Annotated in this window: 20 protein-coding genes and 2 pseudogenes; 15 read left to right on the forward strand and 7 right to left on the reverse strand. The window is 71.1% G+C overall.

Annotation, left to right across the window (positions count from 1 at the left end):
• Positions 1-133 precede the first annotated feature (133 nt).
• Both IE312_RS11110 and IE312_RS11115 read right to left on the reverse strand, forming a co-directional pair.
• Complete coding sequence (locus IE312_RS11110; RefSeq protein ID WP_189980735.1) at positions 134-1,180, reverse strand: NAD(P)-dependent alcohol dehydrogenase; 1,047 nt, start codon at positions 1,178-1,180, stop codon at positions 134-136.
• A 107-nt stretch (positions 1,181-1,287) separates the two neighbouring features.
• Positions 1,288-1,572, reverse strand: a complete 285-nt coding sequence (locus tag IE312_RS11115) for a hypothetical protein (RefSeq protein WP_189980737.1) — start codon at positions 1,570-1,572, stop codon at positions 1,288-1,290.
• Between the two features lie 351 nt (positions 1,573-1,923).
• Here IE312_RS11115 and IE312_RS11120 point away from each other — a divergent pair, with 351 nt between their 5' ends.
• The 5 genes from IE312_RS11120 to IE312_RS11140 all read left to right on the forward strand — a co-directional run bounded on the left by IE312_RS11120 (position 1,924) and on the right by IE312_RS11140 (position 4,698).
• The gene (locus IE312_RS11120) at positions 1,924-2,586 is read left to right on the forward strand and encodes a PP2C family serine/threonine-protein phosphatase (RefSeq protein WP_189980739.1); all 663 of its coding nucleotides are present in this window, start codon (positions 1,924-1,926) and stop codon (positions 2,584-2,586) included.
• Positions 2,525-2,683 carry a SpoIIE family protein phosphatase gene (locus tag IE312_RS44120; protein ID WP_189980741.1) on the forward strand — a complete coding sequence of 53 codons (159 nt, stop codon included), beginning with the start codon at positions 2,525-2,527 and terminating at the stop codon, positions 2,681-2,683. The genes IE312_RS11120 and IE312_RS44120 overlap by 62 nt, the downstream gene beginning before the upstream one ends.
• Positions 2,684-2,707: 24 nt before the next feature.
• On the forward strand, positions 2,708-3,169 hold the full coding sequence (locus tag IE312_RS11130; RefSeq protein ID WP_189980743.1) for a pyridoxamine 5'-phosphate oxidase family protein: 462 nt from the start codon (positions 2,708-2,710) through the stop codon (positions 3,167-3,169).
• Between the two features lie 538 nt (positions 3,170-3,707).
• Positions 3,708-4,121 carry a hypothetical protein gene (locus IE312_RS11135; RefSeq protein WP_189980745.1) on the forward strand — a complete coding sequence of 138 codons (414 nt, stop codon included), beginning with the start codon at positions 3,708-3,710 and terminating at the stop codon, positions 4,119-4,121.
• A gap of 187 nt (positions 4,122-4,308) precedes the next feature.
• On the forward strand, positions 4,309-4,698 hold the full coding sequence (locus IE312_RS11140; protein ID WP_229899516.1) for an SsgA family sporulation/cell division regulator: 390 nt from the start codon (positions 4,309-4,311) through the stop codon (positions 4,696-4,698).
• Positions 4,699-4,943: 245 nt separating this feature from the next.
• Here the strand turns inward: IE312_RS11140 and IE312_RS11145 are convergent, their stop codons facing one another.
• The gene (locus IE312_RS11145; RefSeq protein ID WP_229899517.1) at positions 4,944-5,558 is read right to left on the reverse strand and encodes a TetR/AcrR family transcriptional regulator; all 615 of its coding nucleotides are present in this window, start codon (positions 5,556-5,558) and stop codon (positions 4,944-4,946) included.
• 251 nt (positions 5,559-5,809) lie between these two features.
• Between IE312_RS11145 and IE312_RS11150 the strand changes: the two genes are divergently transcribed.
• The 3 genes from IE312_RS11150 to IE312_RS11160 all read left to right on the forward strand — a co-directional run bounded on the left by IE312_RS11150 (position 5,810) and on the right by IE312_RS11160 (position 11,022).
• Entirely contained in the window at positions 5,810-9,034 is a 3,225-nt protein-coding gene (locus IE312_RS11150; protein WP_189980751.1) for a bifunctional cytochrome P450/NADPH--P450 reductase, read from the forward strand.
• Between the two features lie 160 nt (positions 9,035-9,194).
• Entirely contained in the window at positions 9,195-10,241 is a 1,047-nt protein-coding gene (locus IE312_RS11155; protein WP_189980753.1) for a zinc-binding dehydrogenase, read from the forward strand.
• 130 nt (positions 10,242-10,371) lie between these two features.
• Positions 10,372-11,022 (forward strand): TetR/AcrR family transcriptional regulator, encoded by a 651-nt coding sequence (locus IE312_RS11160; RefSeq protein ID WP_189980755.1) that lies wholly within the window; start codon positions 10,372-10,374, stop codon positions 11,020-11,022.
• Here the strand turns inward: IE312_RS11160 and IE312_RS11165 are convergent.
• A complete protein-coding gene (locus tag IE312_RS11165; RefSeq protein WP_189980757.1) occupies positions 10,988-11,626 on the reverse strand; it encodes a TetR/AcrR family transcriptional regulator in 639 nt (212 codons plus the stop codon). The genes IE312_RS11160 and IE312_RS11165 overlap by 35 nt on opposite strands.
• A gap of 136 nt (positions 11,627-11,762) precedes the next feature.
• Between IE312_RS11165 and IE312_RS11170 the strand changes: the two genes are divergently transcribed.
• The 7 genes and pseudogenes from IE312_RS11170 (at position 11,763) to IE312_RS11200 (ending at position 19,303) form a co-directional block, all read left to right on the forward strand.
• Entirely contained in the window at positions 11,763-12,908 is a 1,146-nt protein-coding gene (locus IE312_RS11170) for a VOC family protein (protein ID WP_189980759.1), read from the forward strand.
• Positions 12,905-13,882: a fumarylacetoacetate hydrolase family protein gene (locus IE312_RS11175; protein ID WP_189980761.1), complete on the forward strand. Its 978-nt coding sequence runs from the start codon at positions 12,905-12,907 to the stop codon at positions 13,880-13,882. The genes IE312_RS11170 and IE312_RS11175 overlap by 4 nt, the downstream gene beginning before the upstream one ends.
• Complete coding sequence (mhpA, locus tag IE312_RS11180) at positions 13,879-15,504, forward strand: bifunctional 3-(3-hydroxy-phenyl)propionate/3-hydroxycinnamic acid hydroxylase MhpA (protein WP_189980763.1); 1,626 nt, start codon at positions 13,879-13,881, stop codon at positions 15,502-15,504. Before IE312_RS11175 ends, mhpA begins: the two co-directional genes overlap by 4 nt.
• A pseudogene (locus IE312_RS11185) lies at positions 15,501-17,535 on the forward strand (acetoacetate--CoA ligase). Before mhpA ends, IE312_RS11185 begins: the two are co-directional and overlap by 4 nt.
• Before the next feature lie 26 nt (positions 17,536-17,561).
• Positions 17,562-17,879 (forward strand): annotated as a pseudogene (locus tag IE312_RS11190) (DoxX family protein); the annotation flags it as partial.
• A 300-nt stretch (positions 17,880-18,179) separates the two neighbouring features.
• The gene (locus IE312_RS11195; RefSeq protein ID WP_189980767.1) at positions 18,180-18,647 is read left to right on the forward strand and encodes a hypothetical protein; all 468 of its coding nucleotides are present in this window, start codon (positions 18,180-18,182) and stop codon (positions 18,645-18,647) included.
• A gap of 305 nt (positions 18,648-18,952) precedes the next feature.
• A complete protein-coding gene (locus IE312_RS11200) occupies positions 18,953-19,303 on the forward strand; it encodes an STAS domain-containing protein (protein ID WP_189980769.1) in 351 nt (116 codons plus the stop codon).
• 217 nt (positions 19,304-19,520) lie between these two features.
• Here IE312_RS11200 and IE312_RS11205 read toward each other — a convergent pair whose 3' ends face one another.
• The 3 genes from IE312_RS11205 to IE312_RS11215 form a co-directional block, all read right to left on the reverse strand.
• Positions 19,521-20,354: a formate/nitrite transporter family protein gene (locus tag IE312_RS11205; RefSeq protein WP_189980771.1), complete on the reverse strand. Its 834-nt coding sequence runs from the start codon at positions 20,352-20,354 to the stop codon at positions 19,521-19,523.
• 284 nt (positions 20,355-20,638) lie between these two features.
• The gene (locus tag IE312_RS11210) at positions 20,639-21,364 is read right to left on the reverse strand and encodes a peptidylprolyl isomerase (RefSeq protein ID WP_189980773.1); all 726 of its coding nucleotides are present in this window, start codon (positions 21,362-21,364) and stop codon (positions 20,639-20,641) included.
• A 202-nt stretch (positions 21,365-21,566) separates the two neighbouring features.
• Positions 21,567-22,635: amino acid adenylation domain-containing protein (locus IE312_RS11215; protein ID WP_189980775.1), on the reverse strand; the 1,069-nt coding region annotated here is incomplete at its 5' end.

The following is a 22,635-nucleotide window of genomic DNA, read 5'->3' on the forward strand; positions in this document are numbered from 1 at the left end:
GAACCGCGCCCGGAGAATCGGTGGGGTGTGTCATGACGCCTGCCTCCTCCTGGGAACAGCGTTGTCTCGTCAGTGCATGTAGGTCGTCACCCGACCGGTCTCCTGTGCGTTCTGGTCGCGTTGACGTCGGTGCTCATGCATGGGGGGTGATGACGGCGCGTCCATGGATCTTGCCGTCGTGCAGGAGTTGGTACGCCTCGTGGGCGTGTTCCAAAGGGAAGTGCTCGACCAGCATCCCGATCTTCTGCTGCTGTGCCAGGGTGATCACTTCCATCAGTTCGGGGAGCGTGCCCCAGTAGGGCGAGGCGACCGAGCACTCGTGCGGCGGGCTGGTGAAGTCGACGGGCAGGGCCCCGCCGCCGAGGCCGACGATGGTCAGATGGCCGAGCACCCTGGCCACCTGAGCGGCCATCCGGAGCGTCGGGTCGATGCCGACCATGTCCAGCACCAGTTCAGCACCCTGCTGCCCCGTCAGGTCCTTGATGCACGCGATCGCATCGTCCCCCGAGGGAAGCGCCTCGTCGGCTCCCATGTGCCTGGCGGTTTCCAGCTTGCCGGCGTCGGTGTCCACGGCGACGACGGTGGTCGCCGTGGTGAGCGCGCGCAGGATCTGGATGGTCATCTGGCCGAGACCGCCGGCCCCGATCACGACCGCGGTCGAGCCCGGCCCCAGCAGATGCAGCGACCGTTTGACGGCGTGATAGCTGGTCAGTCCGGCGTCGCTGAGCGGGGCGGCCTGGCGGGGGTCGAGGGTGCCCAGCGGAATCAGGTACCGCGGCCCAGGGACGAGCAGGTACTCGGCCATTCCGCCGTCGTGACCACCTCCCAGGCCCGGACCCTGCCCTCCGAGCGTCTGGCAGTAGTTCTCCCGCCCCTGGCGGCAGTTGGCACACACCCCGCAGCCCCAGCAGCCGTAGACGATCACCGGCTCCCCGGGGGTGAACCCCGTGACGCCCGGTCCCAGCCGTTCCACCCATCCGGCGTTCTCATGGCCGAGGGTGAAGGGCAGTTCGGTGGCGAGCCCCGGGGGTGGCCCGGGTGCCTCCATGATGTGCAGATCGGAGTGGCACGCACCGGCACCGGCGACCTTCACCAGGACCTGCCCCGGCCCGGGCTCGGGTACCGGAACGTCGCGCAGCTCCAGCGGTCGTCGCCAGCCGACGAGTTGAAAAGCCCGCATGGCGATCCCTCACACACGCCTGGTCGGTCGCGGATGCCGCCGAGCCGTACACCAGGAAGTCGGCGCCCCCTTGGACCGCACGTCGTCGCGCTCAGTGGATTCCCCCATCAGTGGCCGCCACCACCGCCGTGGTCTCCCCCATCACCGCCATAACCGCCATGGTCTCCACCGCCGTTACCGCCGCCGTAGCCACCGTGGTCGCCGCCGTAGCCGTAACCGTCGTCATCGTCGCCGCCCCACCAGCCGTGATCTCCGTGATCGCTGCTGTAGGAGCTGTCGTCGCCGTGTTCCGTGGCGAAGGCGCTGCCGGCCGTGCCGATTGCCGCTGCGCCGGTCAGCAGCAGGCCCGAAGCGGACAACGCGACGAGACGCCGAATGCGCTGTGATCGCATGGAAATACCTTTCGTCTCCATCGTCTTTCGCGGGTCCCGTCGGGGGGGAGCCGCGAGGCGGATGGCCGTCGCCGGGCTCGTCAAGCGGGGTACGGCGCGGTCTTCAGGTGTCATCGCAGCGGTACGGAAGGAACGACCTCTCCACCGGTCTCTCCAGGGCCCTGCGCGTCATTCGCCTGATCGGGCGCTTCGACCGGGGGGTCGGGAAGCCTGTGAGCGAACGGCACAGGCCGCGTCGTTCGCTGCGGCCTTCGACCAGAAAGCCTAGTCCCGCTTGCGCTGCACGGCATGTCGAGCGAAGCCGGCGTGTCCGGTCAACGGCGACGATGGGCGATATGCGGGCGGGATGAAATGACCGCTCCGGCTCTCGCGCCGTCCTTCGCCGGGCCGAGGACCACCGCAGCGGTCGGTGCCCTCGCCGTGGCGGCCCAGGTTTTCATCGCTGTCCTGCACGGCGGGCTGACCACCAGCAGCCATCTGGCCCAGATCGCCGCGCTGACCCTGCTGTCCGTGCTCATCGTGCTGTTCACCATGGTCCGCGAACCCCGCCGCCACCTGCCGGCGTGCGCGCAGTCGGTGTCCGAGGCAGCCCAACGGGCCCTCCTACGCCCGCTGCCGGAACGTAGCGGAGCAGTGGAGATCGCATGCCGCTACCTGGCCGCCGAGGAGGAGACCCAGATCGGCGGCGACCTCTACACCGCCACCCGCGCCGACCGCACCACCCGCCTGCTGATCGGTGACGTACGCGGCAGAGGTCTGGCCGCGGTCGGTGAAGCCGCCCTGCTGCTCAGCGCCGTGCACCTCACCGCCGCCGGCCACCCCGGCCTCGCCACCGCCCTGGACGAGCACGTCCACCGCTACGTCAGCGACTTCCCCGCGATCGACGACGAAACGGGCGAGCACCTCATCACCGCGCCGCCTCACCTCGGCCACCACTCATGCCGAGACCACCGTGCCCTTCGACACCGGAGACACCCTGCTGCTGTACACCGACGGCGTGATCGAAACCCGTGACCCCTCCGGTGGCTTCTGTCCGCCGGCCGCGCATCAACTGAAGGGCAGGCGATGGTCCGACTGCGGGCTTAGGACCTGCGCCCCATGCGTACGGTGAACCGGCTGGCTAAGGTCGGCGCCCATGCAAGCTATGGAGATCATTTGCCGCACCACGGCGGAGCGCAGGCGGGACACCCTGGAGCGGCTCGGCTCGGAGCGCGACATATGGGTGTCGACGTCCCACCCCGACCACGGCCCGCATCAGGTGCCCCTGTGGTTTCTCTGGGACGGGCAGGCAGTGTGGATGTGTACCGGCGCGAACTCCGCGACCGCGCGCAATGTGCAGAGGGAACCGCGCGTACGGCTGGCTCTGCCGGATGCCTCCGACGTGGTGCTGCTGCAAGGGGAGGCGAAGTGCTGGCCCGCGCGGGAAGTACCAGATGATGCCGCAGAGGGGTTCACGGGTAAGTTCGGCTGGGATCCCCGTACGGAAGAGACCCCCTACCTGTACCTGTGCGTGGCGCCGCAGACAGTGCGCGCCTGGCGCGGAGTGCCGGAGCTTCGCGGCAGGGTCGTGATGCGGGACGGGGCGTGGCTGGGGTAGGACGGCCGCAGTGTGAGTCCGCTGGTCACAGCCACCCCCGGCCGGACTCCGCCGGACCGTGCGCCGGCCTCGGCCACCGTGCGTGCCTTGTCCGTCAACCCCACCTCCGCAAAGTGCGGCGCAGCAGGCCGCGGGCCGACCGCAGCGGGGGACGGCCCGCTGCGGGAAGGGTGGTGCCGGGTCGGATCGGTGGCGACTCGGACATGGTGTGGCTGCGCCCGGCGATCTCCAGTACACACGTGGCATCCTCGGCGCCCCCACGGATGTGGAGAGTGGCGGCGAAGGGCTCCGGCGGTTCACCCGGCAGTTCCGCGGTGAGTGCGGTCACGGACGGGCGGTGTCCTGCTGGGTTCCGCCGCACACCTCCCGGGTTCCGGGGAGGCATCTTCGCCCCTTCACATTTCCATACGATGTATGGTACCAAGGAGTGAAAGCTTCCATACGACGTATGGAACTGCTCGCCCGGATCACACCGGGCCTCACACATCGCCTGACAGACCACTGTCGGTGCAGGCCACCCCTTCGGGAAGGAAAGATCATGAAGATGCTCGCGAAGCGCATCGCCCTCGCTGTCTCCTCCGTCGCCGTCGCCGGGACCGCCGTTCTCGGCACCGGCGGCGCCGCTTCGGCCGCACCTCTTGCGTCCACGCACGCCCAGCACTCGACCGACAGGACCGTGGCCGCCGGTCACAGCTGGGACCACGGGGTCGGCTACCTGCTCGAGCGCGGCTACTCCTGCGACGAGACCCTCGGCTGGCACCAGGACCACCGCGGCACCGGTTCGACCCGGCACGACTGCGACGGTCTCTACTACCGCGACGGTCACTTCTACCGCTGGGAGGGCCAGGGACACGGCCGGACGTCCGACAGGTCCTACCGCCACGGCGAGAACCGCTCCGAGCACGACGGTGGGTCCAGCCACCACCATGACCCGAGCCGCGACCAGCGGTGAAACGGGTGTCGGCCATGAGCGCAAGCAGTTCCCCCCGGCCCTGTCCCTGCCGCCGGCGGGGGCAGGGTCGGCGGTCGGGGGGCGGCGCTCCCGGCGGCCGGCCGAGCGGGACCGGCGTAAGGCACCGCCGGGCCACACCCGGAAGCGGAAGCCGATGAAGAAGTTCCTGAAGGTCGTGGAACGGCGGGTGGCCGTGCAACTGATCGTCTCGCGCGCCTCCTCATTGCCCCTCTGGGTACGCCTGCGGTACGAGCCCGCCGATCCCTACGTCGTCCGTGCCGCTTTCTTCGGCGACTCCGACGAGCCGGTCGAATGGATCCTGGGGCGGGACCTTCTCGCTGACGGTCTGGAGGGTTCCGCAGGCCACGCGGACGTCCGGATCTGGTCGGCCGCAGGGCGGGGTGACGAGTCGCTCTACATCGCCCTCGGCTCTTCCGCAGGCACCGCCTTGCTGGAGGTGCCCGTGCAGGACATCGCGTCCTTCCTTCAGGACACCCAGACTCTGGTGCCACGCGGTACCGAGTCCGGACGCATCGACTGGGATGCCGGACTGGCACACCTCCTCCGCCAGGACTGACCTCCATGTGGCGCGGCGCCGACGAGGCCGCGCCCGGCCCCGCCTAGGCCACGGGCACGTCCGCGGCGGTGAACATCGCGAACAGCTCCGTCTCCGCGCGACGGACGGCCGGTGCGGCCTCGTACAGCTCGGGTTGTGCGAGAAAGCCGGACCGACAGCGCGGGAAACGACCTCCTCCGGCCGCCGCACCCCGCGCTCGCCGGCCTCGGACCGACCCCAGGCCGTAGCACCTCAGGACCACGGGCTCAGCGACGGCCGGTGTCCTGGCCGTCGCGACCTGCGGTGAGCCGGCTTTCCAGGCCCGTGATCAGGGTGTCCATCACGAGACGGAACATGTGGTCCGGATCAGGGCCGAACATGTGGTCCGCATCAGGACCGGGGGGCTTGAGGTTCGCCCACTGGTGGAGCGAGCCGTTGAGTTCGGCGGTGAGGACACCGATGACGACGGCGACGATCAGTGCGGCGATTTCCGGGACCTCTGACGGCGGCGCCCCGGCGGCGGCCACGATCGCGGTGAGGGCGGTCCAGAACGGGTCGTCGTGCTGGATGAAGTCGGGCTGGTGGCTGAACGAGTACGCCATCAGCTCAGGGTGCCGGTGCGCCAGCGTCCGGAAGTCCGTGGCGAGCAGGCGGAGACGCTCCTGCCAGGGGGCGTCCTCCAGCGTCACGGTGCGGAACTGGGCTCCGACCATTCTCGTCACGCCGCGCAGCACGGCTTCCTTGTTCGGCACGTGGTGGTACAGCGACATCGGGTTCGCGTCGAGCACGGTCGCCAGCTTGCGCATGGTGAGCGCCTCGACCCCGTCCTCGTCGATGAGCCGCAGGGCGGCGGCGTAGATCCCGGCCTCGGTCAGAGGCACGTCTCTCTTCCTCGTACCCCGCGGGGGACGTCTCACCTTTTTTTCCATACCTCGTACGGTATCAGCGCCCATACGGCGTACGGAAAATGACTCCGATCACGGCACTCCTCCCCCAGTCCGGGGTTGCACCGGGTTTCCATACGACGTACGGTACTAATCCATACGGCGTATGTTTCCGTGGTGCAGTGCGGCACCGCCCAGCGCAGCGCGTCCTTGCTCACCCCCTCCACTCCACGCAGAGGAGCACGTCCATGACCACACACGCCGCGAATGACCTTCGCCCCTCCCGGCCCTCGCACGGGATCCCGGTCCTCGATCCCGCGCCGCCGCTTCCGGAGACCAACCCGGTCGCGTTCTTCGGCGAGTTGTCCGAGCAGTTCCCGGAGGGCATCTTCAGCCTGAACATCGCCGGTCAGGACAACGTCTTCGTCTACGACCCGGACCTGGTCACCGAGGTCAGCGACGAGACCCGCTTCGGGAAGCCGATCTTCGCGCCGCTGAGCCACGTCCGGGACTACACGGGCGCGGGCCTGTTCACGGCCCACGAGGTGGAGGACGGTGACGCCTGGGGCATGGCGCACCGGATCCTCATGCCGGCCTTCAGCCAGCGCGCCATGAAGAACTACTACGGACAGATGCTGGAGATCGCCCAGAACCTCGTGGGCACCTGGGAGAGGAAGGAGGGGCAGCGGGTCAAGATCACTGACGACTACACCAGGCTGACCCTGGACACCATCGCCCTGTCCGGCTTCGGCTACCGGTTCGACTCCTTCGCCGAGGAGGAGCTGCACCCCTTCCTCAACGCCCTGCTGGAAGCGCTGGTGGAATCGATGCGGCGCTCACAGGAGCTGCCGGAGATGACCGCGCTTCGTACGGACGACGACAGGCGCTATCGCGAGAACATCCAGCTGATGCGGGATCTGGTCGAAAGCGTGATCAAGGAGCGTCGTCAGGGCAGGAGCAGCGGTGAGGACGACCTGCTGGGCCTGATGCTCCGGGCCACCGACCCGGAGACGGGCAGGCCGCTGACCGACGACAACGTCCGCGACCAGGTGGTGACGTTCCTGATCGCCGGTCACGAGACCACCAGCGGTCTGCTGTCGTTCGCCACGTACTCGCTGATGCGCAACCCGCACGTGCTGGCCCAGGCGTACGCCGAGGTCGACCGCCTCATGCCGGGCGACACGGTCCCGGACTACGACACGATCATGAAGATGGACGTGATCCCGCGGATCCTGGAGGAAACCCTGCGCCTGTGGGCTCCCATCCCGCAGATCATGAAGGCACCGCTCGAGGACACCGTCATCGGCGGCCGTTACGAGCTGAAGCAGGGCACGAAAACGAACCTGCTGATGGGGCCGCTGCACACCCACCCCAAGGCCTGGGAGAGGCCGCGCGAGTTCGACATCGACCGGTGGCTGCCCGAGAACCGGGCCCAGCACCACCAACACGCCTACAAGCCGTTCGGCAACGGCCGGCGCGCGTGCATCGGCCGCCAGTTCGCGCTCACCGAGGCCCGCCTGGCGCTGGCGCTGGTGCTGCAGAAGTTCAAGTTCTCCGACACCACCGACTACAAGATGGACGTGCGAGAAGCGCTGACGCGCAAGCCCGGCGACTTCGAGCTCGTCGTGCGCACGCGTCAGGAGCACGAGCGTGCCGTGTTCGGTGCCGTCGAGCCGCAGGGCGGCGCCGAGCGGCAGCAGGCCGCGGTGAGCGGCGTCGGCGTGAACCTCACCGTCGCCTACGGCTCCACCCTCGGCTCGTGCGAGGACCTGGCGCGTACCATCGCCGACCGGGGTGAGCGTTCCGGGTTCGGCACGACCCTCATCAGCCTGGACGAGCTGGGCGACAACCTGCCCGCCGAGGGGCTGCTCGTGGTCGTGGCCGCGAGCTACAACGGCAAGGCGCCCGACAACGCCCAGCGCTTCGACGACCTGCTCGCCGCCGGACTGCCCGAGGGTTCACTGGCGAACGTGCGGTTCGCGCTGCTGGGCGCCGGCAACACCCAATGGGTGGCCACCTACCAGGCGTTCCCCAAGCGGATCGAGGAGGGCCTGCTGGCCGCCGGCGCCACTCCGGTCGTCGAGCGCGGCATCGCGGACGCCGCCGGTGACTTCGACGGCATGGCCACGCGGTGGATGGACACCCTGTGGGCCACCCTGGCCGAGGAGTACGCCGCCGACACCTCCCAGGCGAGCGGCCCCCGCTACCAGGTCCAGCTGCTCACCGAGTCCGACGTGCGCCCCGCCATCGTCTCCGAGCAGGCGTACCCGCTCACGGTGGTGGCCAACGAGGAGCTCGTGGCCGACGCGACCGGCCTGTGGGACTTCGGCATCGAGCCGCCGCGCCCGTCCGCGAAGTCCCTCACCTTCGAGCTGCCCGAGGGCGTCACCTACGACACCGGCAACCACCTGGCCGTCTTCGCCAAGAACGAACTCGCCCTGGTGGAGCGCGCCCTGAGGCGGCTCGGCGTCGAGTACGACCAGGTGCTCCGGCTCGACCAGCCGGCCGGTGGCCGCACCCACCTGCCGGTCGGCGTTCCGGTCACCGCCGGCATCCTGCTCACCGAGTTCCTGGAGCTGCAGGACGTGGCCACCCGCTCCCAGATCCAGACGCTCGCCGAGCACACCGAGTGCCCCTGGACCCGGCCGCAGCTGCAGGCGTACACGGCCGACACCCAGGAGGCCGAGGAGCGCTACGGCAAGGAGATCCTCGGCAAGCGCGTCTCGGTGCTGGGTCTGCTGGAGCGCTTCGCGGCGGTCGAGCTGCCGCTGGCGGTGTTCCTGGAGATGATGGGTCCGATCCGGCCGCGCTTCTACTCCATCTCCTCCGCACCGTCGGCCGATCCGCGCCATGTGCGCCTGACCGTCGGCCTGTTGGAGGGCCCTGCCCTGTCCGGCGACGGCCGGTACCGCGGCACCTGCTCCTCCTACGTCGCGGCCCTCGAGCCCGGAGACGTCGTGTACGGCTACGTCCGCGTGCCCTCCCCGACGTTCGCCCCGCCCGCCGACCCCACCACGCCGCTGATCCTCATCGGCCCCGGCACCGGCATCGCGCCGCTGCGCGGCTTCCTGGAGGAGCGGGCGACACAGCACGCGAACGGCACCCGGGTGGGCCTGTCGCTGGTGTTCGTCGGCTGCCGCCACCCGGAGCACGACTACTTCTACCGCCAGGAGATGCAGGACTGGGAGCAGGCCGGCATCGCCCAGGTGCACACCGCCTTCTCCGCGGTGACCGGCCACCCGGCCCGGTTCGTGCAGAACGCCATCGCCCATGCCGCCGACACGGTGTGGCAGGCCATCGAGGACGGCGCGTACGTCTACGTCTGCGGTGACGGCCGCCGCATGGCCCCCGCCGTCCGCGAGGCACTCGCCGCCATCCACCGCGAGAAGACCGGCGGCGACGACGAGACCGCCCAGCAGTGGCTCGCCCAGCTGGAGGCGGACGAGCGCTACCAGCAGGACGTCTTCGCCTGACCGTCGCACGCCGTCGAGGCGCGCTGCCCCCCAGCCGCCGGGAGGCGTGCGGACGTCCTGCCTCCCCCGCACGCCTCCCGGCCCCACCGGCCCTTCGGACACCCCATGGCACCCATGGCCCGAACCACCGGGCCGTGCCGCTCACAGAAAGCAGATCACCATGGACACCATGCTCGCCGGACGCTTCCACCTGGACAGCAAGAAGTTCGCCGTGGAAGAGGTCCCGATCCCCGTGCCGGGTCCGGGCGAGGTCCTCATCGAGGTCAAGGCCGCCGGCGTCTGCCTCTCCGACGTCCACCTGCTCGACGGCTCCCTCGCCCCGCTGTTCGCCACCTCCGACACCATCACCGTCGGCCACGAGGTCTCCGGTGTCGTCCACGCTCTCGGCCCGGGCCTCAGGCGGGGCCTGACCGTCGGCACCCGCGTCACTCTGGAGGCGGGCAAGACCTGCGGCACGTGCGAGGGCTGTGTGCGCCATCGCCCCTGCACCCAGGTCCGCACCGCGGGCATCGACTACGACGGCGGCTGGGCCGAGTACATGGTCACCCCCGAGGAGACCGTCGTCCCCATCCCCGACAGCCTCCCCTTCGACCAGGCCGCGATCATCCCCGACGCGGTCTCCACCCCCTACGCCGCCGTCGTCGCCACCGCGGGCGTCCGTGCCGCCCAGTCCGTCGGCGTCTGGGGAGTCGGCGGAGTCGGCGCGCACAACGTACGTGTCGCCCGCCTGGTCGGCGCCGCGCCGATCATCGCGGTCGACCCGCTGCCCAGCGCCCGCGAACGTGCCCTGGCCTTCGGCGCGGACCTCGCGCTCGACCCGGCAGCCCCCGGCTTCGCCGACCAGGTCCGCGCGGCCACCGGCGGACGCGGCCTGGACTTCGCCTTCGACTGCGCCGGCGTACCCGCCGTCCGGGACCAGGCCGCCTCCGTGCTCGGCCTGGGCGGCTCCCTGATCCTGGTGGGTATCACGCCCCGGCCACTGACCATCACCGAGGGACTGACCTTCAACTACCTGCAGAAGCAGGTGCGCGGCCACTACGGCGGCTTCCCCGAGTCCGTCTCCGAGTTGGTGCGGCTGACCGCGGCCGGACGCCTCGACCTGGCCCCGTCCATCACCGACCACATCCCGCTCATCGAGGCCGCCGACGCCGTCCACCGACTGGAGAACAAGATCGGCGACCCGATCCGCCTCATCCTCGTCCCCTGACGCCCGTCAGCAGGGCGACAAGCCACCCTGGGCAGGGGTGAGTGGGCGCCGGTGCGCGAGGGAGCGCCGGCGCTCACGGCTTTCCGGCAGCCCGCCCACGGCTTTCCGGCAACCGTGGAGAGAAAGAACCATGCAGACGACCGAGACCCCGGGCCGTACTCTGCCGCGCAAGGATGCCCACTCCAACCGCCGACGCATCCTCGCGGCCGCCCGACGGAAACTGCGGGAGGACCCGGACGCGAGCCTCGACAGCATCTCTCGGGCGGCCGGCGTCGCCCGGCGCACCCTTTACGGACATTTCCCCAGCCGGCAGGCGCTGATCGCCGACCTGACACACGAAGCGGGCCGTGAACTTCGGCAGGCGTTCGCCGGAGCGCGCACCGCCGATGCCGGCCCGGTCGAGGCGATGGCACGGATGGTGCTGGCGGCATGGACGGTGGGCGACCACTACCGCACGCTCATCGCCTTGGGACGGCGCCACCTGGGAGCGGACGAGATCCGCACCACCCTGGCACCGGCCCGCGCAGAGGTTGTCGCGACCCTACGGCGAGGTCAGCGCGACGGTGTCTTCGCGGACCACCTTCCCGCACCCGTCCTGGCCCGAGCGCTGGAGGCACTCATGCTGGCCCTCGCCGAGGAGAACGCCGCGTGCCCGTGGGCGGACGCCACCGGTGAGGCCGCGGCAACCGCGTTCCTCGTCGCCGCCGGCGTGGCACCACTGGGGGCCGCGCATCAGGTGCGGGAGGTCAGCGGGCGAGTTCGGGCAGCGGGCGCCGGGTGACCTCGTGCGCCTCGTCCTGGGAGAGGCCGAGCATGCGCAGGACCATCTCGGCCAGGTCGGAGGCGGTCTCGTCGCCGTCGAGGTCGGGGCGGGCCAGCCGTAGCGCCACCAGGGACAACAGGGTGCCGCCCAGAGCGGACAGGGCCGTGGTCGGGTCGGTGCGAATGAAGCGGCCGGAGGCGATGCCGTGTTCCAGATCACGAAGCGCCCGGGGGGACAGGCCACGCTCGGAGTGGATGTGGGCCAGGCCGCGGTCGCGCAGGATGCGCATGAGTTCGGGGTGGGAGTCGGCCATCCGCGCGGTGAGCCGGAATCCCGCGGCGACCAGCTCGGCCGGGTCGTCGATGCCTTCCACCCGCTCGTCGATGACCTGGCCGAACTCTTCCAGAGCGTCCGTCACCGCGGCGTCGAACAGCTCCGTCTTGGACGCGAAGTGGTTGTAGAAGGAGCCGAAACCGACGTCCGCGCGCTCGGCGATCGCCTGGATGCTGGCGCTGGTGTCCCCGGTCTCCGCGAGGATCTGCCGGGCCGCACGGACGAGTGCCTGACGGGTCTCGGCGCGGCGCCGTTCGAAGCGGTTGCGGGGCGGGGCTGACGTCGGCATACGACCGAGTGTAACAACCAGGCCGATGACACCCGCATGACTGATGATTCCCCCAGTTCTTTGGGACTGCTCCCTTGACGATGACATCGGCAAAGTTGATGATTTCCTCATTAGGCAGTGTTGCTTGGAGGGCACCATGTCCCACACCCCCGTCGGCGGGGCCGGTCTCCGGACGCCCCATCAAGATCTCCACAGTGAGCCGGGCGCCCTGCGCGGTGAGCACCCCGGCCGGTCCCGGAACCCCGCCGTCAAGGTGGCGGACCTGGCCTGGCTGGAGTTCGAGAAGCCGGACCTGGACCGGGCCGAGGTGTTCGCCCGGGACTTCGGCTTCCAGATCGCCGCCCGCACCGAACGGCAGCTGTGGCTGCGCGGCACCTTCGCGGGCTCCCCGTGCATGGTCATCCGCCGCGGGCAGGCGTCCCGCTTCATCGGCCCGGCGTTCCACGCGGCCGAACGGGCCGATCTCGACCGGCTGGCCCACGCGACCGGCAGCGACGTCCGCGACATCGACGTACCCGGCGGGGGCCGGGCGGTCGTCCTTCTCGATCCCTCGGGCTTCCCGGTCCGGGTCGTGCACTGCGCCGAGCACCTGCCCGCCCTGCCGGAGCAGCAGCCGCTGATCCTCAACACCGGCACCGAGCACCGCCGGACGAACACCGCACAGCGCCCGCCCCGCGAGCCGTCACGTATACAGCGGCTCGGGCACGTGGTCCTCGAAACGCGGGTGTTCACGCGAGCCCTGGACTGGTACCTGGACACCCTGGGGATGATCGTGTCCGACTTCCTGTTCCTCGACGGGCAGCGCGAACGCGGCCCGACCATGGCATTCATCCGCTGCGACCAGGGCAGCACGCCCGTGGACCACCACACGCTCGCCCTGCACCTGGGGCCAGGCACCGGTTACGTCCACTCCGCCTACCAGGTCACCGACCTCGACGCGATCGCCGCCGGCGGGGAGTACCTGGCCGAGCGCGGCTACCGGCGCAGCTGGGGCATCGGCCGGCACATCCAGGGCAGCCAGCTCTTCGACTACTGGCGCGACCCCGACCGCTTCATGCTGGAGCACTTCGCCGACGGCGACCTGTTCTCCTGCGACCTCGAACCCGGATGGGCACCGATGTCGGCGAGCGGCCTGGCCCAGTGGGGCCCGCCCGTCACCCGCGACTTCCTGGGCGCCGACCCGTCCCCCGCCAAGCTGCGCGACGTCATGCGTGCCCTGCGCGGCGACAACGAACTCGACCCCGCACGCCTGCTGGGCCTGATGAAAGCGATGAGCTCATGAGCACCAACGTTCTGCGCACCCCCGACGGCTGGTGGGCCGTCCTCCCCCAAGCTCTCGACTCCGCTCGAGCAGGGGGGACCCCCACCGAACGCGCCGTCCGCGTCGAGACCAAGGCGGTCACCACCGCCGAACTGCTCGCCGACCGGGCCGCCGTGCGGGAGGCCGCCGCCTCCGGTGAGAGCGGCACTCCCGTGGCAGACCTGGTGGCACTGCCTCCGGTCACCACGCCCTGCCGGGTGGTGGCCCAGATGGTCAACTACCGCAGCCACGCCAAGGATTCGGGCTTCACCGGCGACATCCCGCCCACCTTCTTCCGCAAGGCGTCCGGCTCGGTCAGCGGCCCCCATGACACGATCGTCCGCCCGGCGCACGTGAAGTTCCTCGACTACGAGGTGGAACTCGGCCTCGTCATGGGGGCGAGCCTTCCCGTCGGCACCGTCGTCGAGGAGCAGGACCTGCCGCGCTACGTCGCCGGGCTCGTCCTGACCAACGACGTCAGTGCCCGCGACGTCCAGCTGACCAAGACCCAGTTCTACGAGAGCAAGTCCTACCCGACCTTCACGCCGACGGGGCCGTACCTGACCCTGCTGGATGCCGAGGACTTCGCCCATCTGCTGAACCTGCGGCTGCGGCTGAACGTCAACGGCGTGCCGCGCCAGGACCGCACGCTCGCCGACATGATCGTACGGCCCGCGCAGGCGCTCACCCTGCTCGCCCGCTTCCAGACCCTCGGCCCGGGCGATCTGCTGCTGACCGGCACCCCCGGCGGCACAGCGCTCAAGGCCCCGCCCAAGCCGGTCGCGAAGATCAGTGCGCTGCTGCCGCCCGCGGTCAGGTGGAAGGCGTTCTTCAAGGGGCAGGCGAAGAACCCCCTCTACCTGCGCGACGGCGACCTCGTCACCGCCACGATCGCCACCCCGGACGGGCGGATCGACCTCGGTGAGCAGCGGACCGCCGTTGCGGACGCCAGGTGAGCGCCGCAGCAGCCCGCAGACCGGTGGTGATCATCGGCGCGGGACCGGTCGGGGTCACGGCCGCCCTCCTGCTCGCCCGGCACGGGGTGCCCAGCCTGCTCCTCGAACGCCACGGGGACATCTACCCCCTGCCGCGCGCCGTCGTCGCGGACGACGAGATCTGCCGGATCCTGCAGACCGTCGGCGTCCACGAGGAGTTCGCCGCCGTCGCCCGCCCGGCACCGGGCCTGCGACTGCTGGATCCCCGGCGCCGCGTGATCACCGAGTTCCCGCGCTCCCCGCACGGCCACCACGGCTTCGCGCAGACCAACATGTTCGACCAGCCCGAACTGGAACGCCTGCTGCGCGACGCCCTGGAGCGCCGTCCCGAGTGCGAGCTGTGGAGCGGCGTGGAGGCCGTGTCCGTCACGCAGCCCGCCGACGGGGCCGCTCCGGTGCGGGTGACCTTCCGCCGCGACGGCAGCGAAGAGGAGGAGCACCTGTGGGCCGACGCCGTCCTCGGCTGCGACGGCGCCGGCAGCATCACCCGGGAAGCCATCGGCGCCGTCTGGGAGGACCTCCGCTTCGAGGAGAGCTGGCGGGTCATCGACGTACGCACCGGCCGCCGGGTGCACAGCTGGGACGGCGCCGAGCAGATCTGCTGCCCCACCCGTCCGGCCACCTACATGCGGGTCGGCGAGGACCGCTACCGCTGGGAGTTCCGGCTGTCCGAGGACGAGCGCCTGGACGGCCCGCAGGGGCGGGCACGCCTGCGGGAGCTGGTCGCCCCCTGGGTGGATCTGCCGTCCGACGGGCCTCAGGACGACGACTTCGAGGTGATCCGGCAGGCGCAGTACACCTTCCGGGCCCGGCTGGCCGACCGGTGGCGCCGGGGACGCGTGTTCCTGCTGGGCGACGCCGCCCATCTCACCCCGCCCTTCGTCGGGCAGGGGCTGTGCGCCGGGCTGCGCGACGCCAGCAACCTCACCTGGAAACTGGCCCGCGTCCTCCGAGAGGGCGCGGGCGACGGCCTGCTGGACACCTACGAGCAGGAGCGCAAGCCGCACGCCCGGCACCTCATCCGTGTCGCGGTCGCCGTCGGCTGGGCCATGACCGGCGGGCAGGACCGCGGTGCGGCATTGCGCCGGGCCGTCGTGGGCGCGGCGTGTCGCCTGCCCGGCGTGACCGCGGCGGTGAGCCGCGACCTCAGCCCCGCGCTGACCGCCGGTCCGCTGGTGCGGCGTCACCGACGGCTGACCGGGCACCGGCTGGCCGGCACGTTCTGTCCCCAGCCCTGGGTCCTGCGGGACGGCAGGCACGTGCGCCTCGACGACGTCCTCGGAAAGCGCTTCGCCGTTCTGACGGCCGTACCGCCTACGGCGCGGATGACGGGCGTGGCCGCAGCACTGGGCGCACCCACGGTCCACGTCGCCGACCTGGGCGACGACGGCACGCTGGCCGCCTGGCTGGCTCGCGGCCGAGCCGACGCCGTGCTGCTGCGCCCCGACCGCGTCGTACTGGACACCGTCCCCACCGGCACCGGCGACTTCACCGACACCGCCGCCTGGGCTCCCCTGCTGCACACGGCCCGCCGCCCCGCCGAAGCCCGGCCCGATCCCTTGCCGAGGAGCACCACACCATGACCACCCCGCACCCCACCCCCTATGCGGAGCCGTTCCTCCCTCCGGACCCGACGGCGGCCGCCGGCAGCCGCATCGCGGACTTCGCCCGCTGGGCGGCGCGGCACCGGGGCGCCGAAGGGCTCCAGGACCCCACCGCCTACCCGGCCCTGCACCGCTGGTCAGTCACCGACCTGGAAGGTTTCTGGGCGGCCGTGTGGGAGTACTTCGAGGTCGACGCGACCACTCCGTACGAGAGTGTGCTGGCCGTGGAGACCATGCCCGGCACCCGCTGGTTCCCCGGCGCCACCCTCAACTACGCGCACCACGCGCTGCGCAACCTGCACCCGGACGCGCCCGCGATCACCGCGCTGGACGAGACCGGAGCGGGCCGCGAGATCACGGGCAGGGAGCTGCGCGCCCAGGTCGCCTCCGTCGCGGCCACCCTGCGCGACCTCGGTGTGCGACCGGGCGACCGGGTGGTCGGCTACCTCCCCAACACCCCCCACGCCCTCATCGCCTTCCTCGCCACCGCCTGCCTGGGCGCGGTCTGGTCGGTGTGCGGCCAGGACTACGCCCCCCCAGGCCGCCGCCGACCGCTTCGCCCAGCTCGAACCCACGGTGCTCATCGCCGCGGACGGCTACCTCTTCAACGGCACCACGCACGACCGCCGCGCCGCCTCACTCGACCTGGCCGGCGCCCTGCCCACGCTGAAAGCCACGGTCCTCGTGGACCACGTGGGCCTTGCCCGGCCCGAGACCCGCACCGCGGGACCGACGGTCCTCTGGGAGGACGCGGCCACCCGCGCCGAGTACCTCACCATCACCCCGGTGCCCTTCGACCACCCGCTGTGGATCGTGTTCTCCTCCGGCACCACCGGCCTGCCCAAGGGCATCGTCCACGGGCACGGCGGCGTTCTGCTGGAACACCTCAAGATCCTCGGCCTGCACTGCGACCTGGGCGTCGGGGACCGCCTGCTGTGGTACACCACCACCCACTGGATGATGTGGAACCTGGTCGTGTCCACCCTGCTGACCGGGGCCGCGACCTGCACCTACGACGGCAGTCCCGCGCCGGTCGCACGCCCGGACATCCTGTGGGAGCTGGCGGCCCGCCACAAGGTCACCGTCTTCGGCACCAGTCCGCCGTACCTGCTGGCCATGGCCAAGCTCGGCGTCGACCCCGCCGTGCACGACCTCTCAGCGCTCCGCGTCATCGGCTGCACCGGCTCGGCCCTGCCCGCCTCCGCCTACCCCTGGGTCCGCGACCACGTCGGCGCGGGCATCCGGCTGGCCTCCACCAGCGGCGGCACGGACATCGTCTCCGCCTTCGCCGGCAGCGCCCCCACCACCCCCGTCTGGGCGGGCGAGCTGTCCGCCCCCCACCTGGGCGTGGCGCTCGCGGCGTACGACGGTGCGGGGCGTCCGGTCCAGGACCAGGTCGGGGAACTGGTCGTCACCCGCCCGATGCCGTCGATGCCGCTGTACTTCTGGAACGACCCCGACGGCAGCCGCTACCGCGACGCCTACTTCACTGCCTACCCGGGCGTGTGGCGCCACGGCGACTGGATCACGGTCACGGGTCACGGCTCGGTGATCGTGCACGGCCGCTCCGACGCCACCTTGAACCGCAACGGCGTGCGCCTGGGCAGCTCCGACATCCACGACATCGTCGAACGCCTCCCCGAGATCACCGAGGCCCTGGTCATCGGCGCGGAGGAACCCGACGGCGGCTACTGGATGCCGCTCTTCGTCGTCCCCGCGCCCGGTGTCACGCTGGACGACGCCCTGCGCGAGAAGATCCGCGCCGCACTCCGCACCGGCGCCTCACCCCGCCACGTCCCCGACGAGATCGTCGCCGTACCGGCCATCCCGCACACCAGAACCGGCAAGAAACTCGAGGTCCCGGTCAAACGCCTCCTCCAGGGCGCGCCCGCCGAACAGGTCCTCAACCCCTCCGCGGTCGACCACCCCGACCTGATCGCCTACTTCGCCGGCCTGGGCGCCGAACGCCGCCGGCTCCACCACCCGCACACCCCCCAGGGCCTCTCGTGATCCTCTCCCTCTCCCTGACCTGTCTCATCGCGTCGGTCTTCGCCCTGCTGGGCGTGGCCAAGATCCTGGCCCTGGGGCCGATGCCCGAGCTGGCCGCCCACGCCGGCTTCACCACCGCGGCCTACCGGGTCATCGGCGGCCTGGAACTGGCGGGTGCCCTCGGTGTGGCCCTCGGCCTGGTCGTTCCCCTGTGCGGTGGCCTGGCGGGGTGCGGGCTGCTGGTGCTGCTCGCCGGTGCCGTGACCACGCACGTACGCAAGGGCGACGGGGTGCGCGAGCTCGTCCCCGCGGTGGCGTGCGCGGCCCTGGTCGCCTGGTATCTCGTAGTCCTCGCCGGCTTGTGATCCGTTCCTGGGGAGACCGGCGGCGGCTCGTCCTGTGAGCGGGCCCGCGACCGGGCTGGCAGACTGAGATCGTGGTTCCGCTGACGGCTGCGGCGGATCAGGCCGCGTCCTCATCGCTTACCGGCGCCAGTGTCGTATCAGCATGCGCACTGTTCTTCACCGTCGCGTCGTTCTGGTGGCTCCACGCCCGACAGGGGCGCCTGAAGGCGTGGGAGCCTCATCGCGGCGATCGTCCACGGTTCCACGGCACGTCTACGGCTTCCGCTCATCCTGCACAACACCGGTCCCAAGCCGATCGTCGTGCAGGACCTCATCCTGACCTTCCCCGATGAGTCCGCCTCCCATCTGCCCCTGCTGTGGGTGTCCTCACCGTGCCGGCTCCAGCCGGGGCCGGACGAGGAGACGAAACTGCCGGCCGGGTTCGTCGTGCCCGGCAGAGAAGCGCAACAGCTGTTCATCGAGTTCGAGGCGCCGTTCTCCGGATTCGTCCCGGAGGCCCGTGACTACAAGGCCCGGATACAGGTGCGGGTCGGCCACCGCAAGGGCTGGCACCCCCTGCTGACCTTCACCCTGAGGGCCGCCAACATCATCGACCCGGACCGCTACACCGTCTACGACAACGCACCGCTCGAGCTGACGAAGGACGACCGCAGGAGAGCCGATGCGGCGCTCCTCGAGCTACTGGAGGAGCATGGGGACGGCTCTCCTCCGGACGGCAGGAGACGGAAAGACCCGCCGAACGACGGCGACGCCGACACCAGCGGCTGATGCGGAGTCCCGAATCGGCGCAGCGGGCACGTGAACGAGCAGCTCGAGCACGCGGCGGATGCTGTCGGCATGGGCGGTGGCGGGCTTCACACGGAATTATCGTCCAGGTGGTCGTGGCCGCAGGCGTATCCGTGTGACGGTGGGGGGAAGCCAACGAGACCGGCTGGCATCTCCCGGTGCCGGTCTTTGGGGAGTTCGGGCGTTGCCCCCATCCCGGGCACCCGACCCCCCGCCATCGTCGTGCACCCCCTCAGGGGGGTGCTTCGTCTTTGGGCTCACCAACCCCCGGAAGGGGGCACGCCCGCATGAACATCACCACCACGGTCGACGGCACCTCCGCACGCATCTCCCCCTGCGGAGAGATCGACTTCGACAGCCTGCCCCCGCTGCGGGCCGCCGTCGACGCGCTGCCGGCGCAGGTGACCGACCTGCAGTGGGACCTGACCCACACGCCCTTCATGGACGTCGCCGGCCTCCACCTCCTCTTCACCCCCACCACCGGCTGCGGCCCGGAGCCCCGGGCGACCGTGACCGGACTGCGCACACAGCCGCTGTTCCTGCTGCTCATGGCGGCCGATGTGAATCCCGCCCTCTTCGACCTCTCTCGTCTGCTGCCCGACATACCCCCGGCCGACCTCCGGCCCGCACTTCCGTGAGCGCCCACAGCGCCATCGTCGGTCCGGTGTGCCGTTGCAGGTGCGTCCCTCCACCGTGACCCGCCGGGCGGGCGGTCCGTGTGCGGACCGGAACCAGCGGGGTACCCAGCCCCGACACCGGGTACCGGCCCGCTCGACGCACCGGTACCGGTCCCCGCCCGGCCGACTCGGACTAGGCGCGCCACACGCAGGGCCGCCATGCGCCGTCCTGAAGCGGTCAGTCCGTCCGGGTGGCGCCGGCATGCTGTTCAGCGCCCGACTCCGCGTCGCTGTCGTTCAGCACCGGGGCGCTGCGAATGAGGCGCAGCGCTGTGGTCAGCAGCAGGCCGCCGACGATGTTGCCGAGAACGGCCCAGGCCAGCCATCGCAGCCAGTCGAGGTAACCGTAGGAGGTCTCGCCGGTGTGCAGGCCGGCGAACGCGATGAGGGAGTCCAGCACCGAGTGCCACAGCCCGAGCCCGGCCAGGACGAACGCGGTGGTGACCGATGCGATGATCTTCCCGGTCATGGACTCGCTGCCATGGTGCATCCGGGTCATGAGCGTGATGACGCCACCGCCCAGCACGGCGAGGCAGAAGGTGCCCAGGGTGTACCCGCCGTCCACGAACTTCGCGCCCGAGGCGGCCGCGGTGCGGTGCAGGTCCGGGTACGCCTGCATGACCAGCCACATGAACACCCATCCGCCGAGCAGGTTCATCACCAGGACCGTGCCCCACATCCGGACCAGGTCCAGCCAGGTGGCCGCGCCCGCGATGACGGTGGCCACGGGCACCAGGAAGCCCTCGGTGAACAGTTCGCTGTGCCCGAGCAGCAGGGCGATGAGCCCCACGGAGAAGGCCAGCCCGGCCAGCAGCTCACTGCCGGTCTCGTGTCGCACGAACAGCAGCGTCATGACGCCCACGCCGACGTCGATACCGCCCAGCAGCGAGGTGGCCACCAGGGACGTCCAGGTGCGGTGCAGCCGTGGCCGGCCCTCGGCCACGATCCGTTCCGCCGCCTCGGCGACTCTCCGCTCACCGGGCCCCTGCATGATCTGGTCATCCGGATCCATGGCACTCCTCCGGTCCCGCTCAGCCGCGCAGCCGTCCGGGAAGGTCCTCGAAGTACGCCGCCGGGTCCGGGCGGTCCCGCACCGCGAGGAGCCGGTCCCCCTGACCGCGGGAGGGATCCCGCGGCCGGGGAGGACGACAGGGTTCCCAAGTACCCCGTGACAGCCGCGCATGCTTCCGGGAAGCGGGAACCCTCGCGTTTCGCTTGGGGGCGACGGTTTCTCCGGTTGTGACGACCGGCCACCGTCATCCCGCCGGCACGCCCGCCCTGCGCACCGCGGGTCGGTCAGGACCGGCAGGACGGGCGGACGCTGAGCAGTTCGGTGCGCAGGGCGGGCGTGCCGTCGACAGGGGCCGGGTCTCGCGGGGTCGGCTCGATGCCCGCGGCAGCGATCTTGTCGAGCGTCTTCAGGCCGGCGGCACCGACCGTGCCGAACACCGTGTAGTTCGGTCGCAGCGCGGAGTCGCCGTAGACGACGAAGAACTGCGAACCGTTCGTGTCCGGTCCGGCGTTGGCCATCGCCAGCAGGCCCCGTCCGTAGAGGCGGCGGGTCCCGGTCGGATCGGTCGGTGCCGGCGGCAGGTCCACCGGCAGCTCGTCCTTGTACGCGTACCCGGGGCCGCCCTCGCCGGTGCCGGTCGGGTCGCCGCACTGCAGGACCTTCAGCGTCGGGTACGCCGTCAGCCGATGGCACACCGTGCGGTCGTAGAACCGGTGCCGCGCCAGGTGCACGAAGCTCTGGACCGTGCACGGCGCTTCCGCCCGGTCCAGTCGCAGCGGGAGCGGTCCCTGGCTGGTCCGGACAGCGGTGTCGACCGTGCCGTGAGCGGGGGTGTGCCGCGGGTCGGGCGGCAGGGGAACCGGTCGCGCCGCCGGCTCGTCCGGGGTCTGGGTGTACTGGCAAGGACCGTGCGTGGTGCGTGGCGGGGTGTCGGAAGCGGAGGCGGTGGTGCTTCCCCCGGACACGGCCAACGCAGCTGCCGCGCAAGCGGTGATGAGAGCTCGGTTCATCGTGCGCACCCTCCAAAAGATCGTCAGATTTGGAGCGGTCGCAGTCTAGGGCGCGTCCCGGCGGGCGAGTACCCGTCCGCGCGCCACATTCGCCGCCGGTCCTGGGCCGGCAGGCGAGTTCGTTCGGGTGCGCGCTCAGGACGCGAAGGGCTCCGCCCCGCCGAACGGACGGTCGGCGGGGCGGAGTCCGGGCCGGCCGGGGCTACCCCGCCGGCCAGGGCAGGGCTTTGCGCTCCAGCTTGCCGCTGGCGGTCAGCGGCAGTTCGGCGATGGGGACGACCGCGTTGGGCAGCATGAAGTCCGGCACCCGGTCCTGGAGGAAGCGGCGCAGGTCCTTCAGGGACGGGGCCTCCCCCACGGGGATGACGTAGGCGACCACCTTGGGGAAGTCGGTGTCCTGGTCCTGGACGGCGGCGACCGCGTCCTTGACCCCCGGGTGGGCGAGCAGCGCGCTCTCGATCTCGCCGAGCTCCACGCGGTGGCCGCGGACCTTCACCTGGTGGTCGCTGCGGCCCACGTACTGGATGTCGCCGCCGGGCAGCGGGACGGCGAGGTCGCCGCTGCGGTAGAGCGTCGCGCCGGGCTCGGTGGAGTACGGATCCGGGAGGAACCGCCTGCGGTTGAGCTCCGGCCGGCGGAGGTAGCCGCGGCCGACGCCGGGACCGCCGACGTAGATCTCGCCGACCGTGCCCTCGGGAACGGGACGCATCTGCTCGTCGAGGATGTGCACCCGCAGGTCGGGGATCGGCGTGCCGATGACGCTGGCGGTGTTCTCCGTGTCGGCGCGGTCGATCTCGCGGTAGGTGACGTGCACCGTGGTCTCGGTGATGCCGTACATGTTGACCAGCCGCGGGCTGCGGTCACCGTGCCGGTCGAACCACGGCGCCAGGCTCGGGATGTTGAGCGCCTCGCCGGCGAACACCACGAAGCGGAGGGCTAGTTCGGCACCGCTGAGTTCCTGGGCCTGCGCGAACTGCTTGAACGCGGTGGGCGTCTGGGTCAGCATCGTGACCCGCTCGCCGGCGACCAGGGCGTGGAAGGCCTCGTAGGAGCGCGCCACCATGTGCGGTACGACGACCAGCCGGCCGCCGTACGCGAGGGCGCCCCACATCTCCCACACCGACAGGTCGAAGGCGGCGGAGTGGAACAGCGGCCACACGTCGGTCGCGGCGAAGCCGAACCAGTGCTCGGTGCGGGTGAACAGCCGCGTCACGTTGAAGTGGTCGATCAGCACCCCCTTCGGCTTGCCGGTGGACCCCGAGGTGTAGAGG

Origin of the sequence: Streptomyces capoamus, from assembly GCF_014654935.1 — a bacterium.
Lineage (GTDB): Bacteria > Actinomycetota > Actinomycetes > Streptomycetales > Streptomycetaceae > Streptomyces > Streptomyces capoamus.

Excerpts from the sequence above, each read along its gene's own strand:
- IE312_RS11110 (WP_189980735.1), bottom strand. The coding sequence starts at position 1,180 with ATGCGGGCTTTTCAACTCGTCGGCTGGCGACGACCGCTGGAGCTGCGC.
- IE312_RS11115 (WP_189980737.1), bottom strand. The coding sequence starts at position 1,572 with ATGCGATCACAGCGCATTCGGCGTCTCGTCGCGTTGTCCGCTTCGGGC.
- IE312_RS11120 (WP_189980739.1), top strand. The coding sequence starts at position 1,924 with ATGACCGCTCCGGCTCTCGCGCCGTCCTTCGCCGGGCCGAGGACCACC.
- IE312_RS11130 (WP_189980743.1), top strand. The coding sequence starts at position 2,708 with ATGCAAGCTATGGAGATCATTTGCCGCACCACGGCGGAGCGCAGGCGG.
- IE312_RS11135 (WP_189980745.1), top strand. The coding sequence starts at position 3,708 with ATGAAGATGCTCGCGAAGCGCATCGCCCTCGCTGTCTCCTCCGTCGCC.
- IE312_RS11150 (WP_189980751.1), top strand. The coding sequence starts at position 5,810 with ATGACCACACACGCCGCGAATGACCTTCGCCCCTCCCGGCCCTCGCAC.
- IE312_RS11155 (WP_189980753.1), top strand. The coding sequence starts at position 9,195 with ATGGACACCATGCTCGCCGGACGCTTCCACCTGGACAGCAAGAAGTTC.
- IE312_RS11160 (WP_189980755.1), top strand. The coding sequence starts at position 10,372 with ATGCAGACGACCGAGACCCCGGGCCGTACTCTGCCGCGCAAGGATGCC.
- IE312_RS11165 (WP_189980757.1), bottom strand. The coding sequence starts at position 11,626 with ATGCCGACGTCAGCCCCGCCCCGCAACCGCTTCGAACGGCGCCGCGCC.
- IE312_RS11170 (WP_189980759.1), top strand. The coding sequence starts at position 11,763 with ATGTCCCACACCCCCGTCGGCGGGGCCGGTCTCCGGACGCCCCATCAA.
- IE312_RS11175 (WP_189980761.1), top strand. The coding sequence starts at position 12,905 with ATGAGCACCAACGTTCTGCGCACCCCCGACGGCTGGTGGGCCGTCCTC.
- IE312_RS11200 (WP_189980769.1), top strand. The coding sequence starts at position 18,953 with ATGAACATCACCACCACGGTCGACGGCACCTCCGCACGCATCTCCCCC.
- IE312_RS11205 (WP_189980771.1), bottom strand. The coding sequence starts at position 20,354 with ATGGATCCGGATGACCAGATCATGCAGGGGCCCGGTGAGCGGAGAGTC.
- IE312_RS11210 (WP_189980773.1), bottom strand. The coding sequence starts at position 21,364 with ATGAACCGAGCTCTCATCACCGCTTGCGCGGCAGCTGCGTTGGCCGTG.